The following is a 17,811-nucleotide window of genomic DNA, read 5'->3' on the forward strand; positions in this document are numbered from 1 at the left end:
CGTACGTGTCTAACGATCGGCGCCCAGTACGGGCACCAGGGCGGCGGCCAGTGCGGCCGGATCATGACGGGGAGTACCGTCGTCGACCGCGACGGGAGCGAGGACCAGTCGGGCCCCCAGGGATTCTGCCGCACGGTAGACCGGGGCCGGATCCCCGACGGCCTTGGAGTCGGCGAGCACGTAGTCGACCGTCAACTCCGGCAGGTACCAGCGCAGGGCCGCCAGGTGGTCGGCGACGGACAACCCGAGGGTCTCCTGCTCGGCGGCCAGGTTCAGGGTGACCAGCCGACGAGCGGGACTGGCCAGGATGGCCGCGGCCAGCTGGGGTACCAGCAGGTGCGGCAGGACGCTGGTGTACCAGCTGCCCGGCCCGAAGATCAACCAGTCGGCGGCAGCCGTCGCGGCGACGGCCTCCGGACAGGCCTCCGGGGCCTGCGGGGTCAGCCGCAGGGACTCCACCCGACCCGTACTCACCGCCACCTGGTGTTGGCCGCGTACGGTGCGCACCTCGTCCGGCCGGTCCGGATCGGTGCCGCGTACCTGCGCCTCGATGTCCACCGGCTGGCAGGACATCGGCAGCACCCTACCGACCGCGCCGAGCATCGCCCCGGCGTGCTCCAGGGCGGCCACCGGGTCACCCAGCAACTCCATCAGCCCACAGAGCACCAGGTTGCCGACGGCATGACCGGCCAGGGCGTCCCGGCGCCCGCTGTCGGCGGCCACCGCGGCGAACCGGTGCTGGAACAGCCCGGCGCTGCGGCGGGTGGCCGGATGATCCCCGGCCAACGCGACAAGTGCCTGCCGCAGGTCCCCGGGGGGCAGGCCACCCCGCTCGGCGCGTAACCGCCCGCTGGAGCCACCGTCGTCCCCGACGGTCACCACGGCGGTGATGTCCAGATCCAACTCGGGTGCGCAGCGGCGCAGGGCCCGCAGCGCGGCCGACAGGCCGTGCCCACCCCCGAAGGTCACCACCCGGATGGTCATTCCCGCCCCAGGTCCCGGTGCTGCGCGTTGGCGGCCAGGCCGGCCCGGCGCAACCGGGCGGCCAGTTCCTCGGCGATGGCCACACTGCGGTGCTTGCCGCCGGTGCAGCCCACCGCGACCGTCAGGTACCGCTTGCCCTCCCGCTCGAAGCCCGCCGTGGTGGCGCCGACGAGATCGGTGTACGCCGAGACGAAACCGTCCGCCCCCTCCTGCCCCAGCACGTACGCGCTGACGGCCTCCTCCCGGCCGGTGTGCTCCCGAAGTTCCGGCACCCAGTACGGGTTGGGCAGGAACCGGGCATCCAGCACGAAATCGGCGTCCGGCGGCAGGCCGTACTTGAAGCCGAAGGAGATCACCGTCACCCGCAGCTTGCGGGCGTCCTCCCCACCGAACAGCTCCTCGATACGCCGACGCAGTTGGTTGACGTTCAGGTGGCTGGTGTCGATGATCACGTCGGCCTGGTCGCGGGCCTCCTCCAACAGCCCCCGCTCGACCGCGATGCCGTCGGCCAGCCGCCCGTCACCCTGCAGGGGGTGGGAACGGCGCACACTCTCGAACCGGCGGATCAACACCTCGTCGTCGGCGTCGACGAAGACCACCCGGGGCGCGTAGCCCCGCTCCTTGAGCTCCCGGATCGCCTCGGCAAGGTCCGTGGAGAAGGCCCGGGAGCGGACGTCCAGCACCATCGCGGTACGCCGGGCCGCCCCGCCGGCCTTGACGGCCAGCTCGGCCATCTCCAGCAACAGGGCCTGGGGAAGGTTGTCCACGACGTAGAAGCCGACGTTCTCCAGAGCCCGGGCCACCGTGCTGCGCCCACCGCCGGACAGTCCGGTGACCACGACCAGGGTGGTGTCCGCCTCCGCCTCCCCGGAACCGCCGGTGTGATGACCGTTCGTGTGCGCCTCGCCCACCCATCAACCCCCAAGCTGTGGCGCTCCGGTCAGGCCGACCGGGCATGGTCAGAGCGACTCTAGTGCCGCCCGCCGGACCCTTGCCACCGACGCCCCGACCTCCCCGGCCAGCCCGCCAGCGCCGGTAGACCCGCCGGTCGACCGCTCTGTCGGCTGACTGAGCGCTGGGTGCCCGCCTGGCGGACCGACTCGGAGCGCTGAGACTTCCTCGGCTGTCGGCTGACTGACGGCGAGGGGCCGGCCACGGCGTTATCCTCCGGCCATGGGCAGACACGGAGCGCGACTGCGCTGGGTGGTGGCCCTGGTCTCGGTCACCGTCGCCGTACTGGCCACGATCGACCACGCGCGGCAACGCCAACGTGAGCACAATGCCAGCCCCGAGGCGGTCACCGTCACCGTCGAGGCGATGTTGCCGCAGCCGGACCAGGTGGCCGACCTGGCCGCCGCGTACGGCTGGCGCGACGGCTCCGCCCCGGTCGGTGACCCCGAGAATCAGTCCGTGCTGCTGCGGTTGCGGTGGTCCGGCCCGGGCCAGCCCGGCACCTATCAGGTGATCCTGCTGGACAACCGGCTGGATCCACCCCGGGTGGTGCCTCCGACCGGTGGCTGGGACGCCACCGGCAGCACCGGGTTCAACTGGGCCGGTTCGTACGAGCCCCTCGCCGGACGGTACGACTTCCTGGCCGGTGCCGTCTCCCGTCCGGAGTCGAGCGACTCACTGCGTACCCCGGACAACCTCGGCGCGGTCAGCACCCGGGCGGTCGCCGAGGGCGACCTGGTGGCCCTGTTCCGGATGGGGGCCGGCGCCGCCCCCCTCACCGACCCCGCCGACCTGCTGGTAGCCCTCTGCTACGTAGACCCCACCGGCACCCCCCGCTGGGCCAAACCCGTCCCCGTGCCTTCCTGAGCCGGTCAGCAGCAGTGGAGAGCCTTGAGGCGATTCGCGGCGACCAGTGCGCTACCGTCGGGCGGCAGCAGTCCGCTGCCGTGCCGATTCGTACAGCACGACGGTCGCGGCGGTCGCCGCGTTCAGGGAGCTGGCTGCCCCGGACATCGGGATCCGGACAACCTGGTCGCAGGCCTCACGCCAGCCGGAGCTGAGACCGGTGGTTTCATTGCCGATCACGATCAGCGTTGGTTGCCTGAAGTCGTAATCGGCGACATCCAACGCGCCCAGCTCATCGGTTCCCACGACGCTCATGCCGATGCCGCCCGCACGGACGTCGACGCCCCAGGACAGCACGGCCTGACGGGCGGGCACTCGAACCACTGGCAGAGCGAACAGCGAGCCGGTGCTCGCCCGGACTGCCTTCGGGTCGTACACGTCGGCGGCGTGGCCCGTGATGATGACGCCGGAGACGCCGAAGGCGTCTGCGGACCGGACGAGGGTCCCGATGTTGCCGGGGCTGGTCGGCCGATCGAACACGACCGTGAGCATGGTCGGTCCGGTCGGGATTCGGCACAGGTCGTCCTCCGGCAGCGCGACCACGGCCAGCAACTCTGGTACGTCGTCCGCCTTACCTCCCAGCTCGTGCATCAGTTCACGGGAGACGGCGATCTTCTCGGCCCGGACCGTTTCCAGCAGGTCGCGTGCCCAGCCGGACAGCGCAACGCTTGTGTTGTACAGCAGCTCTCGGATCTGCCAACCGTGTTCGACGGCCATGGCAATCGGACGCACGCCCTGCACGAGGAATTCGCCGCGACGTTGCCGCTTGGTCCGATTATGCAGGAGAGCCTCCCACTGCTGGAAGCGCGCGTTGCGACCACTCACCCGCAGAACCACCCTTGTCCCCGCCTCCGTCGTACATCACCCATGCCACGCCTGGCACGCCTACCCGGCATTGTCGTCGATGCCTACCCCGTCCAGATCGGGGGTGTCCTGTCCAAGACCCCGACGGATCGCGATCTCCACGGGTGAGTAGGCACCGTCGGCCCGCTCCAATTCGTACGGCGCGGCCGGCATCAGCGGCGGCTGGGCCATGAAGCGCGGCCGTGTCCCGTGGTGCGGTTGCGCCGCGTGCACCAGGAACGGATGGCACAGAAAGACGTCGCCCGGGGACCCGGTGGCGAGGGCGAGTGGCCGGTGGCTGGACTCCGCCACCAGGTCGGGCGCAAGTTCCAGCCCGCTCGCCCCGTTCTCCCCGTACTTCTCCAGCACCCTCGGCACGTCGAGGTGTGAGCCAACCCGGATCCGGGTCGGGGCGTCCTCCTCACCGACCTCGCTGAACAGGAACAGCATCAGCAGCGCCCGGCCACGGGAACGCACATTCGTGAAGTACCAACTCTCGCCCTCCGGCAGATAGCTGCCCTCGATGTGCCAGCCCGCGTCGTTCGGCTCCTCTTCGTGCGGGAAGCGCAGCGGGAACGTGCCCAGGGAGTAGCGCGGCTCCCAGCGTCCCGCGCCGACCAGCAGGTCGTACGCGTGATGGAGGAACGGGGAATTGGGTGCGGCGGCGAACGGCCCCTGCGCCATGCCCTCCACCCAGTGCACGGGCTGTCTCCATGTCGCTGGGTCGTCCGGGTCGCAGCCCGTCTCTCGCCACAGCAGCCGCGCGCAGTCCGCAGCCACCCGCGGCGCGACGGCACCGGCCAACTTGACGAAGCCCTCGCGAAGAAAGCGGGACACCAATGTTGTGTCATCCATGGCCCCACCATGCGGCGACATCGATCCCGCTCACCCGACACTTCCCGCGCGGCTTCTATCGGGTGTGTCGCAGCAGCGCTGCCGCACGATCGGATCGGAGGAACGACGATCAGCCGCGACCGGTACGCCGTCGGTCACCCCCAGCTCAGGTTCCGCCTACCTGTCGAAGGAAGCGAACACATGGATACTCGCATCGTCGACCATCCCGCGTTCCGGCTCGTGGGGCACGCTGCTCGCGTTCCGCTGATCCACCGAGGCATCAACCCGTACATCCAGCAGCACATCGCCGCGCTGCCGGCCGAGGAGCACCTGCGTTTGAAGGCACTCGGCAACGCTGAGCCGAGCGGCCTGCTCGCGGTCAGCGACGACCTTGACGCCGACTACGGCGAGGGCAGCGAGCTGACCTACCTGCATGGGGTCGCCGTGTCCCCGAGCACGCCGATCCCGGGCGGCCTCGACATCATCGAGGTCCCGGCCGGCACTTGGGTGGTCATCCGGACGGCGGGGCCGCATCCGCAGACCCTTCAGAATGCCTGGACCACGGCCGCAGCCGAATGGTTTCCCTTCAATCCGTGGCGGCTGCGGCCTGGCCCGGAGATCGTCGCGGTGCCCGATCCGGCGAACGATTTCAGCACCGCGACCTGCGAGCTCTGGCTGCCCATCGAACCGGCGTAGCGGCCCGGCGAGTAGCTGCTCATAGAATCCTCGGATGGCCTCTCCCGCCGACATGAGCACCAGTGACTTGAGCATCGCTGAGGTGACCAGCGGCGACGCGCCCGCCGGGGAGAAGGTGACAGCGGCGCTGGAGGTGCTGCGGCGGGTCTTCGGGTACGACGCCTTCCGGGGTTTCCAGCGCGAGGTCATCGACCACGTGGTGGCCGGCGGGGACGCCCTGGTGCTGATGCCGACCGGGGGCGGCAAGTCGCTGTGCTACCAGATCCCGGCCCTGGTCCGCGACGGGGTGGCGGTGGTGATCTCGCCGCTGATCGCCTTGATGCAGGACCAGGTGGACGCGTTGACCGCGGTCGGGGTGAAGGCCGGTTTCCTCAACTCCACCCTCGATCTGGACACCCGCCGGCTGGTCGAGGCGGAGTTCGTGGCCGGGGAGATCGACCTGCTCTACCTGGCTCCGGAGGCGTTGGCCAGCCGGGCCACCCTGAGTCTGCTGGACCGGGGCCGGATCAGCCTGTTCGCCATCGACGAGGCCCACTGCGTGTCGCAGTGGGGGCACGACTTCCGGCCGGACTACCTGAACCTGTCGATGCTGCACGAGCGCTGGCCGGGGGTGCCCCGCATCGCGTTGACCGCGACCGCGACCAACACCACCCGGTCCGAGATCGCCACCCGGCTCAACCTGACCGAGGCCCGGCACTTCGTGGCCAGTTTCGACCGGCCCAACATCCAGTACCGGATCGTGCCGAAGCGGGAGCCGCGTAAGCAACTGCTGGCCCTGCTGCGCGACGAGCATCCCGGGGACGCCGGAATCGTCTACTGCCTGTCCCGCGCCTCGGTGGAGAAGACGGCGGAGTTCCTGGTCGCCAACGGCATCGACGCCCTGCCGTACCACGCCGGTCTGGACGCGCGGACCCGCGCGGCGAACCAGCAGCGGTTCCTGCGCGCCGACGGGGTGGTGATGGTGGCGACCATCGCCTTCGGGATGGGCATCGACAAGCCGGACGTCCGGTTCGTCGCCCACCTCGACCTGCCCAAGTCGGTCGAGGGCTACTACCAGGAGACCGGCCGGGCCGGGCGGGACGGCCTGCCGTCGACGGCCTGGCTGGCGTACGGGCTCCAGGACGTCGTGCAGCAGCGCAAGATGATCGACACCTCCGAGGGGGATCTGGCGCACCGGCGCAACCTGGCCGCCCACCTCGACGCGATGCTGGCGCTCTGCGAGACGGTCCGTTGTCGCCGGGTGCAGTTGCTGGAGTACTTCGGCGAGTCGGCCACCGGCGACTGCGGCAACTGTGACACCTGCCTGGAGCCGCCGGAGTCGTGGGACGGCACGGTCGCCGCGCAGAAGCTGCTCTCCACGGTCTTCCGGCTGGACCGGGAACGCAACCAGCGTTTCGGGGCCGGGCACTGCATCGACATCCTGCTGGGCCGCAACACCGACAAGATCACCCAGTACCGGCACGACTCGCTCACCGTCTTCGGCATCGGTGACGACCTCAGCGAGGCGGAATGGCGGGGGGTTGTGCGCCAACTGCTGGCCGAGGGCCTGCTGACCGTCGAAGGGGACTACGGCACCCTGGCCCTAACCGAGGCCAGCGCCGAGGTGCTGGGCCGACGCCGTACGGTCATGCTGCGCCGCGAAGCGCCCCGCCCCGCCCGCGCAGCCCGTACCCCCAAACCCCGAGGCGCAGCCACCGTGATCGCCGAGTTGCCGGCGGAGGCGACCGGCACCTTCGAACGCCTCCGCGCCTGGCGAGCCGCCACCGCCAAGGAACAGGGCGTCCCCGCCTACGTCATCTTCCACGACGCCACCCTGCGCCAGATCGCCGCCACCCTCCCCACCACCCTGGCCGCCTTGTCCCAGATCAACGGCGTAGGCGAAACCAAACTGGCCAAATACGGCGACCAGATCCTCACCGTCCTCACCGAACCCTGACATCGTTGATCATGAGGTTAGCGGCGGAGTTGATCTCCATCACTGCCGCTAACCTCATGATCAACGGGGGCCTCGGCGGGGGCCTCGGCGGGGGCCTCGGCGGGGGCCTCGGCGGGGGCCTCGGCGGGGGCCTCGGTAGGGGGTGGGGGTGGGTTGAGGGTGGTGAGGATGGTCTGGGCGGTGCGGGGGCCTATGCCGGGGACTTGGGTGATCTCCTCGACGGTGGCCGTTGCCAGGCGTTTCAGGGAGCCGAAGTGGTGTAGGAGGGCTTTGCGGCGGACTTCGCCCAGGCCGGGGATGTTGTCCAGGGCGGAGGCGGTCATCCGCTTGGAGCGGCGTTGGCGGTGGAAGGTGATGGCGAAGCGGTGCGCCTCGTCGCGTACCCGTTGCAGCAGGTAGAGCCCCTCGGAGGTGCGCGGCAGGATGACCGGGAAGTCGTCGTCGGGCAGCCACACCTCCTCCAGCCGCTTGGCCAGGCCGCACAGGGCCACGTCGTCGATGCCCAGCTCGGCCAGGGCCTGGGCGGCGGCGGCCACCTGGGGAGCCCCGCCGTCGACCACCACCAGTTGCGGGGGGTAGGCGAACTTGCGCGGGCGGCCGGTGGTCGGGTCGACTCCGGGGCGGTTCGGGTCGGCGGCGGTCTCCTCACCGATCTCGCCGGTCTCGGCGCGCACGTCCAGGTAGCGGGCGAAGCGGCGGCGCAGCACCTCGGACATCGCGGACAGGTCGTCCGTGGCCCCTCGGATGATGAAGCGGCGGTACTCGCTCTTGCGGGGTAGGCCGTCCTCGAAGACGACCATGCTGGCCACCACGTCGCTGCCCTGGATCTGGGAGATGTCGAAGCACTCGATGCGCAGGGGTGCCGTCCGCATCCCGAGCGCCTCGCCGATCTCGTCCAGGGCCTTGCTGCGGGTGGTCAGGTCACCGGCCCGCTTGAGCTTGTGCCGGGCCAGGGCGTCCTTGGCGTTGCGCTCCACCGTCTCCAGCAGGGCACGCTTGTCACCACGCTGGGGCACCCGCAGACTGACCCGGCTGCCCCGGTGGGTGGACAGCCAGTCGGTCAGGGCCTCGGCGTCGGCCGGCAGCTCCGGCACCAGCAGCTCGCGCGGCACATCGGCCTCGCCGTGCTCACCGCCGTAGACCTGGGTGCAGAAATGGTGCACCAGGTCACCCATGGTGAGGTCCTCGGTCTTCTCCACCACCCAGCCGCGCTGGCCCCGCACCCGACCGCCCCGCACATGGAAGACCTGCACGGCGGCCTCCAGGGGGTCGTCGGCGAAGGCGACCACGTCGGCGTCCGTACCGTCGCCGAGCACCACGGTCTGCTTCTCCATCGCCCGACGCAGCGCGGCGACGTCGTCGCGGAGTCGGGCCGCCCGCTCGAACTCCAGCTCCGCGCTGGCCTGGGCCATCTCGCGTTCCAGCCGGCGCACCATGGTGTCCGTGCGCCCGGCCATGAAGTCGCAGAACCCCTCGACGATCTCGCGGTGCTGCTCGGCGCTGACGCTTCCGACGCAGGGGGCGGAGCACTTGCCGATGTAGCCGAGCAGGCAGGGTCGGCCGACCTGACCGGCCCGCTTGAACACCCCGGCGGAGCAGGTCCGCGCCGGGAAGACCCGCAGCAGCAGGTCCAGGGTCTCGCGGATCGCCCAGGCATGGGAGTACGGCCCGAAGTAGCGCACCCCCTTGCGTTTGGCCCCGCGCATCACCTGCAACCTCGGATATTCCTCGTCGAGGGTGACCGCCAGGTAGGGGTAGGACTTGTCGTCGCGATAGCGGACGTTGAACCTCGGGTCGTACTGCTTGATCCAGGTGTATTCGAGCTGGAGGGCCTCGACCTCCGTGCCGACCGTGACCCAGTCGACCGATTCGGCCGTGGTGACCATCTGTCGGGTCCGCTCGTGCAGCCCCAGCAGGTCGGCGAAGTAGGAGTTGAGGCGGCTGCGCAGATTCTTCGCCTTGCCGACGTAGATCACCCGACCGGTGCCGTCACGGAACCGGTAGACCCCCGGGGACTCCGGGATGGTGCCGGGGGCGGGGCGGTAGGTCGACGGATCAGCCACCCTTCGAGCCTAGTCGCCGCCCCCGACAGCCCGAATCGTCCCTGGTCGACGCCTTCCTGCCCGAGCGGGCCCGATACGACGACCCTCCCGATTGACGTCTTCCAATATTGACCGGCCCGTCCTACCATCCAGTAGCCGAATGTTCTTCACGTAATGATCCCGTCCGATGGCCCCCGTCCACAGAGGATCGCCATGACTGGTCACACCGCCACCCGCCGGCTGTTCGCCGGGGCGACCGGCGCCATCGCCGTCGCCGCCCTGCTGGTCGCCGTCCCGACCAGCGCCACCGCCACCGCCCCCACCACCGCCGCGCCGGCGACCAGCACCCTCGCGGTGAATGTCGCCAGCGCCTTCGCCGGCAACGACTACTGCCTCGGCGAATGCTCCGAGATCCTGCCGCCGGGCCAGAACGGCAACGCCACCCTGGTCGAGATCCTCGGCAACCAGGCCTTCGGCACCCTGCCCCGGCATTCCGCCGACCAACTCGACAAGTACGCCAACCTGGTCTACGGCTACGCCGGACTGCGCGAGGACAAGATCGGCGAGTTCTTCCACGACGCCGCCTTCGGGGTCGCCCCCAACCAGGTCGAACGCGACTACTCCCCCCGCTCGGACGTGCGCATCGTGCGGGACAAGGCCACCGGGGTACCACACATCACCGGCACCACCCGGGCCGGCACCATGTACGGCGCCGGGTACGCCGGAGCCGAGGACCGGCTGTTCACCATGGACCTGCTCCGCCACGTCGGCCGGGGCACCCTGACCTCCTTCGCCGGTGGCGCCCCGGGCAACCGCGCCCTGGAACAGAGCGTCTGGCGTACCTCCCCCTACACCGAGGCCGACCTGGCCGCCCAGGTCGAGGCGCTGCGCCGCAAGGGTGGGGCCCGCGGCGAGCAGCTCTACACCGACGTGCAGGAGTACATCGCCGGCATCAACGCCTACATCGGCACCTGCATGTCCGGCCGCAACTGCCCCGGCGAGTACGTGCTGACCGGTCATATGGATGCGATCACCAACGCCGGTGGACCGAAGCCGTTCACCATGACCGACCTGATCGCCATCGCCGGGGTGGTCGGCGGCCTGTTCGGCGGCGGAGGCGGCAACGAGATGCAGTCCGCCCTGGTCCGCATCGCCGCCCGCGCCAAGTACGGCCCGGTCGAGGGCGACCGGGTGTGGAACGGCTTCCGGGGCCAGAACGATCCCGAGACCGTGCTGACCCTGCACGACGGTCAGAGCTTCCCGTACGGTGCCGCCTCCCCCGACGCCCCCAGCGTGGTGCTGCCCGACGCGGGCTCCGCCCGGGTCGAGCCGGTCGTCACCGACCCCACCGGCTCCGCCACCACCGCCGGCACCAACAGCTCCTCCGAACTGGCCGCTGCGCTGTCCGGGCTTACCATCACCCCGGCCAACCGGGGCATGTCCAACGCGGCCGTGATCTCCGCCGAGCACTCCGCCACCGGCCACCCGATCGCGGTGTTCGGGCCGCAGACCGGCTACTTCTCCCCGCAACTGCTGATGGTCCAGGAGTTGCAGGGCCCCGGCATCAGTGCCCGGGGGGCCGCCTTCGCCGGGCTGAACCTGTACGTGCTGCTCGGCCGGGGTCAGGACTACGCCTGGAGCGCCACCTCCGCCATCCACGACATCACCGACACGTACGCGGTGCCGCTCTGCGTGCCCGGCGGCGGTACGCCCACCCTGGCCGGCACCCACTACCTGTTCCGGGGCCAGTGTCTGGCGATGGAGGAGCTGTCCCACGTCAACCGGTGGAGCCCCACCGTGGCCGACAGCACCCCGGCCGGGTCGTACAAGCTGGTGGCCTGGCGGACCAAGCTGGGCCTGGTGGCCTGGCGCGGCACCGTCGGCGGGGTCCCGCACGCCTTCACCCAGTTGCGTTCCACCTACGGGCGGGAGGCCGACTCGGCGATCGGGTTCCAGATGTTCAACGACCCGACCCAGATGGGCACCGCCTCGGCGTTCATCGAGTCGGCCCACAACGTCGAGTACGCCTTCAACTGGTTCTACGTCAACTCCACCCAGTCGGCGTACTTCAACTCCGGGCTCAACCCGGTGCGGGCCGTCGGCAGTAACCCGAACCTGCCGATGAAGGCCGAGCGGGCCTACGAGTGGCAGGACTTCAACCCGGACACCCGCACCGCCCGGTACGCCCCGCGCTCGGCCCACCCCCAGTCGATCGACCAGGACTACTACATCAGTTGGAACAACAAGCAGGCCAAGGACTTCGGGGCGGCCGACGGCAACTTCAGCTTCGGTGCCGTGCACCGGGGTGACCTGCTGGACAAGCCGGTGAAGGCGGCCATCGCGGCCGGCCGCAAGTTCGACCGAGGCTCCCTCACCGAGTTGGTGCAGCGGGCCGGGCTGACCGACCTGCGCGGTGCGGAGGTGCTCGACGAGCTGATCCGGGTGCTGGAGAGCCAGCCGGTCACCGACACCGCCCTGGCGGCCGAGATCAGCCGGCTGAAGGCGTGGCGGCAGGCCGGGGCGCTGCGGGTGGAGACCGCCAAGGGCAGCAAGGTGTACCAGCACGCCGAGGCGATCCGCACCTTCGACGCCTGGTGGCCCCTGCTGGTCCGGGGGATGTTCCGGGACCAGCTCGGCCCGGACCTCTACCAGTCCCTGATCAACACCCTGCCGATCAACGAGTCACCCTCCGGCCTGCAACAGGGTGACGTGTCGAACCTGCCCTCCTCGGCCAACGGGGCACAGACCCACAAGGGCTCGGCCTTCCAGTACGGCTGGTGGGGCTACGTCGACAAGGACCTGCGTACGGTCCTGGGTGACCCGGTCGCCGGTGGTCTGGGGCGTACCTTCTGCGGCAACGGCAACCTGGGTTCCTGCCGGCAGGTTCTGCTGGACACCCTGCGCACGGCGGCGGCCACCCCGGCCACCACCACCTACCCGGGTGACGCCAGTTGCGCCGCCGGGGAGCAGTGGTGCGCGGACGCGATCATCCAGTCCCCGCTGGGCGGCATCAAGCACGCCACCATCGCCTGGCAGAACCGACCCACCTACCAGCAGGTGGTCTCCTTCCCGGCCCGCCGCGGCGACGACCTGACCAACCTGGCCGCCGGGCGGCCGGTCAGCGCCTCCAGCAGCCAACTCGGCAACGGTGCCGCCCGCGCCGTGGACGGGAACCTGGGTACCCGCTGGGCCAGTTCCTGGTCGGACAACCAGTGGATCCGGGTGGACCTGGGCAGCGTGCGGCAGGTCGGCCGGGTGGTGCTGGCCTGGGAGGCAGCATACGCCCGGTCGTACCGGGTCGAGGTCTCCGCCGACGGCAACACCTGGCGGTCGGTCTGGTCGACCACTGCGGGCGACGGCGGCACCGATGTGGTGGCCTTCACCCCCCAGCAGGCCCGCTACGTACGGATGACCGGCCTGACCCGGGCCACCTCCTACGGCTTCTCCCTGTGGGAGCTGTCCATGTACGCCCACTGAGCGCTACCGGCGTGGCCGGGGACAACCCCGACCACGGCCGCGCTGGATCCGCACTCTGAAGCCGGTGGGTCGTCTCGTCGACGGCCCACCGGCCGGCGTTTCAGGCCAGGGAGATCTGGTCGCCGGAGACCTTGACCTCCTTGGCGGCCAGCGGGGCCTGGGCGGGACCGGACTTGACCGAGCCGTCCTCGATCGAGAACCGGCTGTTGTGGCAGACACAGTTGATCGTGCCGCCCTCGACCGTCGTCACGTTGCACCCCTGGTGGGGGCACTTGGGGTCGAACCCACGGAACTCCCCCGGCGAGGGCTGGGTGATCACGATCCCCGGGGCGGACAGGATCGCACCCCCACCGACCGGGATGTCGCTGGTCCGGGCCAGGGACTGGCTGTCCTGCCGGCCACCCCCGCCCGCATCGCCGGTGTTCGTCACCTGCGGACCCGGGCTGGTGGTGGTCGCGCCCTCGTCGTCCCCGCCGCCGCAGGCGGCCAACATCGCCGCCGCGCCAGCCGCACCCGCACCGGCCAGCAGGGCCCGCCGTGTCCGTACCGGCCTGGCCGCCACCTGGTCGTCAGTCATCCCGCACCCTCCTCGGCTACCACCGTGCATGATTCGTGCTCAGGTTTTCTCAACCCGCACCACTCTGCCTGGCGGTTCACCCGATCGACCACCCGGCGGTGTCTACGCGGAGCATCCGGTCAGCCGGCCGCGACGCTCTTTCGTCCGGCCCGCGCCTTGGTCCCGGTCGTCTTGGTCCCGGTCGACTTGGTTCCGGTGGTCTTGGTGCCGGTCGACTTGGTTCCGGTGGTCTTGGTGCCGTTGGCCTTGGCCGCGCGGGCGGTGGCCGCCGCCGCGCCCTGGGCCGTGCCGTCGAGCTTGAGCACGGTACGCAGGAACTGCCCGGTGTGGCTCTCGGTGACCTCGGCGACCTCCTCCGGGGTGCCGGTGGCCAGCACGGTGCCGCCCCGGTGACCACCCTCGGGGCCCATGTCGATCAACCAGTCGGCGCTCTTGATCACATCCAGGTTGTGCTCGATGGTGATCACCGTGTTGCCCTTGTCGACCAGCCCCTCCAGCACCATCAGCAGCTTGCGGATGTCCTCGAAGTGCAGGCCGGTGGTCGGCTCGTCGAGCACGTACACCGTCCGTCCGGTGGAGCGCTTCTGCAACTCGGAGGCGAGCTTGACCCGCTGCGCCTCACCCCCGGACAGGGTCGGCGCGGGCTGGCCCAGCCGCACGTAGCCCAGGCCCACATCGACCAGGGTCTTGAGGTGCCGGTGGATGGCCGGGATGGCGGAGAAGAACTCCGCCGCCTCCTCGATCGGCATCTCCAGTACGTCCGAGACGGTCTTGCCCTTGTAGTGCACCTCCAGGGTCTCCCGGTTGTACCGGGCCCCCTTGCAGACCTCGCACGGCACGTACACGTCCGGCAGGAAGTTCATCTCGATCTTGATGGTGCCGTCGCCGGAGCAGGCCTCACAGCGGCCACCCTTGACGTTGAAGGAGAACCGGCCCGGCCCGTACCCCCGCACCTTGGCCTCGGTGGTCTCGGCGAACAGCTTGCGGACGTGGTCCCAGACCCCGGTGTAGGTGGCCGGGTTGGACCGGGGGGTACGCCCGATCGGGGACTGGTCGACGCCGACGACCTTGTCCACGTTCTCCAGCCCGGAGACCCGGGTGTGGCGGCCGGGCACCAGCCGGGCGCCGTTGATCTGGTTGGCCAGTACGGCGTACAGGATGTCGTTGACCAGGGTCGACTTGCCGGAGCCGCTGACCCCGGTCACCGCGATCAGCTGGCCCAGCGGGAAGCTGACCGTCAGGTTGCGCAGGTTGTGCTCCCGGGCACCGTGCACCACCAGCTCCCGGCCCGGGGTCTGCGGCCGCCGACCCTTCGGGGTCGGAATCTCCCGCCGACCGGACAGGTAGGCCCCGGTGATCGACTCCGAGTTCTCCAGCAGGGCCGGCACCGAGCCGCTGTGCACGATCCGCCCACCGTGCTCCCCCGCGCCCGGCCCGATGTCGACGATCCAGTCGGCGGTACGGATGGTGTCCTCGTCGTGCTCCACCACGATCAGGGTGTTGCCCAGCCCGCGCAGCCGGACCAGGGTCTCGATCAGCCGGTGGTTGTCGCGCTGATGCAGCCCGATGGAGGGCTCGTCCAGCACGTACAGCACGCCGACCAGCCCGGAACCGATCTGGGTGGCCAGCCGGATGCGCTGCGCCTCACCACCGGACAGGGTGCCGGCGGGACGGTCCAGGGAGAGGTAGTCCAGACCGACGTCGAGCAGGAACCGCAACCGGGCGTTGATCTCCTTGAGCACCCGCTCGGCGATCAACTTCTGCCGGTCGGTCAACTCGATGCCGGCCAGCAGGTCGGCACACTCACCCACGGACAGGTTGCACACCTCGGCGATGCTGCGCCCGGCCAGGGTGACGGCGAGCACCTCGGGCTTGAGCCGGGCCCCGCCACAGGCGGCACACGGCACGTCGCGCATGTAGCCCTCGTACTTCTCCCGGGACCACTCGCTCTCGGTGTCGGAGTGCCGGCGCTCGATCCACTGCACCACCCCCTCGAAGCCGGTGTAGTACGAGCGCTCCCGGCCGTACTTGTTGCGGTAGCGCACATGCACCTGGTCGCCGGAGCCGTGCAGGATGGTCTTCTGCGCCCGCGACGGCAAGGCCCGCCAGGGGGTGTCGATGTCGAAGTGCTCGGTCTCGCCGAGGGCCTCCAGCAGGCGCAGGAAGTACTCCAGGTTGTGCCCGGTGGCCCAGGGCTGGATCGCCCCCTCCCGCAGGGTGCGTTCCGGGTCGGGGATGAGCAGCTCCGGGTCGACCTCCTTCTTGGTGCCCAGGCCGGTGCACTCCGGGCAGGCACCGTACGGGGCGTTGAAGGAGAAGACCCGGGGCTCCAGGTCCTCGATCGCCAGGGGGTGGTCGTTGGGGCAGGCCAGGTGCTCGGAGTAGCGGCGTTCCCGCTCCGGGTCGTCCTCGGGCACGTCGACGAAGTCGAGCAGGACCAGACCGCCGGAGAGCCCCAGCGCCGCCTCGACGGAGTCGGTCAGCCGCTGCTTGGCGCTGGGCTTGACGCTGAGCCGGTCGATCACCACCTCGATGGTGTGCTTCTCCTGCTTCTTCAGCTTCGGCGGGTCGGTGAGCTGGTGCACCACCCCGTCGACCCGGGCCCGCGCGTACCCCTTGGCCTGGAGTTCGCCGAACAGGTCGACATACTCGCCCTTGCGTCCGCGTACCACCGGAGCCAGCACCATGAACCGGGTGCCCTCGGCCATCGCCAGGACCCGGTCGACGATCTGCTGCGGGCTCTGCTTGGAGATCCGCTCACCGCAGACCGGACAGTGCGGCTCCCCGATCCGGGCGAACAGCAACCGCAGGTAGTCGTAGACCTCGGTGATGGTGCCGACCGTGGAGCGGGGGTTGCGCGAGGTCGACTTCTGGTCGATCGACACCGCCGGGCTCAGTCCCTCGATGAAGTCGACATCCGGTTTGTCCATCTGGCCGAGGAACTGCCGGGCGTACGACGACAGCGACTCGACGTACCGGCGCTGCCCTTCTGCGAAGATCGTGTCGAAGGCCAGGCTCGACTTGCCCGACCCGGACAGCCCGGTGAACACGATCAGGGCGTCCCGAGGGAGGTCGAGGCTGACGTCACGCAGGTTGTGCTCGCGTGCGCCACGAATGATCAGACGGTCGGCCACGGTCGATGTGCTCCCGGGTGAGGATGACGAGGAGGATCTGTCCGCTTCAGGGTGGTCCCAGCGGTTGTGCCGGCGCGGAAAGGCGCCCCGGCAACTGTAGACCCGCCCTACGACAACCACCCCCCGCCACACAACCCCACCCCCCACTCCCCACCCCCCACTCCCCACCCCCCGCACCCTCAGCCCCGCCTCCGCCCCGCCCTCCAGCCCGTCGATCTTGCACTTTCCGTCGGGGCATAACTGCCTATAAGCCGCATTAAGGCGACCAAAAGTGCAAGGTCGACGGGGCTAGAGGGCGCGGGGCGTGCGGGCGAGAGGCGAGAGGCACGGAGGGGTGGGAGGCACGGAGGGGTGGGAGGGGCGAGGGTGGGGTGGGTCAGTGGGGGCGGCGGGGGCGGGTGGTGCGGCGGTGGGTTTCGTGGGTCATCTCGCGGTGCAGGCGGCGCCAGTTCTGCCAGCGGCGGGTGGAGAGGTCGCCGCTGGCCAGGGCGGCCTGCACGGCGCACCCGGGCTCGGCGTCGTGGCCGCAGTCGCCGTACCGACAGCCGGTGGCGAGGTCGGCGATGTCGCTGAAGGCCCGATCCAGGCCGGCGGCGCCGTCGAGCAGACCGACCGCCCGCACCCCGGGGGTGTCCAGCACGGTGCCGCCACCCGGCAGCGGCACCAGGGCCCGCCAGGTGGTGGTGTGCCGGCCCTTGCCGTCCACCCCACGGATCGACTGGATCGGCATGACCACAGCCCCGACCAGCGCGTTGACCAGGCTCGACTTGCCGGAGCCGGAGGGCCCCAGCAGGCCCAGGGTCGCACCCGGGGCCACCTCGGCGCGCAACCGTGCCAGGCCGCTGCCCGTCTCGGCGCTGACCGGCAGCACCGGCACCCCGGGGGCCAGGGCCGCCAACTGATCGGCCACCGCCGCCGGGTCGGCGGCCAGGTCGGTCTTGGTGAGTACGACCAGGGGCCGGGCGCCCGACTCGTGCACCAGGGAGAGCAGCCGCTCGATGCGGGCGGCGTTCGGCGTGGGGTGCACCGGCTCCACCACGGCGGCGATGTCCAGGTTGGCGGCCAGCAGTTGACCGCTGGCGTCCTTGCCGGCGGTGCGCCGGATCAGGGCGGTACGCCGGGGCAGCACCCCCTCCACGGTCACCCGCGCGTCGGGCCAGGTGCCCAGCAGCACCCAGTCGCCCACCCCGGGCAGTCGGGTGGGGTCGCCGACGGCGGCGGCCAGGACGGCACCGGAGCAGGAGGCGCGGGTCGGCCCCTGCTCGGTGAGTACGATGCAGAATCCCCGGTCGACCCGGGCCACCCGGCCGGGACGGTACGGGGTGTGGATACGACTCAGGTACGCCGCTCGGTCGGTGTCCCAACCCAGGGCGGTAAGGGTGATGTTCACGTCTCCTCGTTCAGGGTCGCTGCGGGTGATACAGGGGTGCG

The 17,811-nt window shown here is 70.5% G+C and carries 12 protein-coding genes; 4 read left to right on the forward strand and 8 right to left on the reverse strand.

What is annotated here, in order from left to right:
- Window positions 1-9: 9 nt before the first annotated feature.
- Together yvcK and rapZ are read right to left on the reverse strand one after the other, a co-directional pair.
- Entirely contained in the window at window positions 10-984 is a 975-nt protein-coding gene (yvcK, locus tag ACGFIK_RS07295; protein WP_327024976.1) for a uridine diphosphate-N-acetylglucosamine-binding protein YvcK, read from the reverse strand.
- A complete protein-coding gene (gene rapZ, locus ACGFIK_RS07300) occupies window positions 981-1,895 on the reverse strand; it encodes an RNase adapter RapZ (RefSeq protein WP_393338233.1) in 915 nt (304 codons plus the stop codon). Before rapZ ends, yvcK begins: the two co-directional genes overlap by 4 nt.
- 262 nt (window positions 1,896-2,157) lie before the next feature.
- Between rapZ and ACGFIK_RS07305 the strand changes: the two genes are divergently transcribed.
- Window positions 2,158-2,802, forward strand: coding sequence for a hypothetical protein (locus tag ACGFIK_RS07305; RefSeq protein ID WP_393338235.1), 645 nt, complete (start codon window positions 2,158-2,160; stop codon window positions 2,800-2,802).
- Between the two features lie 51 nt (window positions 2,803-2,853).
- Here ACGFIK_RS07305 and ACGFIK_RS07310 read toward each other — a convergent pair whose 3' ends face one another.
- On the reverse strand, window positions 2,854-3,672 hold the full coding sequence (locus ACGFIK_RS07310; protein WP_327027042.1) for a TrmH family RNA methyltransferase: 819 nt from the start codon (window positions 3,670-3,672) through the stop codon (window positions 2,854-2,856).
- Window positions 3,673-3,726: 54 nt separating this feature from the next.
- Window positions 3,727-4,539 (reverse strand): phytanoyl-CoA dioxygenase family protein, encoded by an 813-nt coding sequence (locus ACGFIK_RS07315; RefSeq protein WP_327024973.1) that lies wholly within the window; start codon window positions 4,537-4,539, stop codon window positions 3,727-3,729.
- 180 nt (window positions 4,540-4,719) lie between these two features.
- Here ACGFIK_RS07315 and ACGFIK_RS07320 point away from each other — a divergent pair, with 180 nt between their 5' ends.
- Both ACGFIK_RS07320 and recQ read left to right on the forward strand, forming a co-directional pair.
- Window positions 4,720-5,214, forward strand: a complete 495-nt coding sequence (locus tag ACGFIK_RS07320) for a GyrI-like domain-containing protein (RefSeq protein ID WP_393338237.1) — start codon at window positions 4,720-4,722, stop codon at window positions 5,212-5,214.
- 34 nt (window positions 5,215-5,248) lie between these two features.
- The gene (recQ, locus tag ACGFIK_RS07325) at window positions 5,249-7,150 is read left to right on the forward strand and encodes a DNA helicase RecQ (protein ID WP_393338240.1); all 1,902 of its coding nucleotides are present in this window, start codon (window positions 5,249-5,251) and stop codon (window positions 7,148-7,150) included.
- Window positions 7,151-7,167: 17 nt separating this feature from the next.
- Here the strand turns inward: recQ and uvrC are convergent, their stop codons facing one another.
- On the reverse strand, window positions 7,168-9,213 hold the full coding sequence (gene uvrC, locus ACGFIK_RS07330; RefSeq protein ID WP_393338241.1) for an excinuclease ABC subunit UvrC: 2,046 nt from the start codon (window positions 9,211-9,213) through the stop codon (window positions 7,168-7,170).
- 192 nt (window positions 9,214-9,405) lie between these two features.
- Here uvrC and ACGFIK_RS07335 point away from each other — a divergent pair, with 192 nt between their 5' ends.
- Window positions 9,406-12,669: a penicillin acylase family protein gene (locus ACGFIK_RS07335; protein ID WP_393338244.1), complete on the forward strand. Its 3,264-nt coding sequence runs from the start codon at window positions 9,406-9,408 to the stop codon at window positions 12,667-12,669.
- 100 nt (window positions 12,670-12,769) lie between these two features.
- On the opposite strand, the gene ACGFIK_RS07340 is transcribed toward ACGFIK_RS07335, so the two are convergent.
- The 3 genes from ACGFIK_RS07340 to rsgA all read right to left on the reverse strand — a co-directional run bounded on the left by ACGFIK_RS07340 (window position 12,770) and on the right by rsgA (window position 17,770).
- On the reverse strand, window positions 12,770-13,246 hold the full coding sequence (locus ACGFIK_RS07340) for a Rieske (2Fe-2S) protein (protein ID WP_327024967.1): 477 nt from the start codon (window positions 13,244-13,246) through the stop codon (window positions 12,770-12,772).
- 119 nt (window positions 13,247-13,365) lie between these two features.
- A complete protein-coding gene (uvrA, locus tag ACGFIK_RS07345; protein WP_393338247.1) occupies window positions 13,366-16,380 on the reverse strand; it encodes an excinuclease ABC subunit UvrA in 3,015 nt (1,004 codons plus the stop codon).
- 376 nt (window positions 16,381-16,756) lie between these two features.
- Complete coding sequence (gene rsgA, locus ACGFIK_RS07350; protein ID WP_357529783.1) at window positions 16,757-17,770, reverse strand: ribosome small subunit-dependent GTPase A; 1,014 nt, start codon at window positions 17,768-17,770, stop codon at window positions 16,757-16,759.
- Window positions 17,771-17,811: the final 41 nt, after the last annotated feature.

It is taken from the genome of Micromonospora sp. NPDC048871 (assembly GCF_043198155.1).
Lineage (GTDB): Bacteria > Actinomycetota > Actinomycetes > Mycobacteriales > Micromonosporaceae > Micromonospora.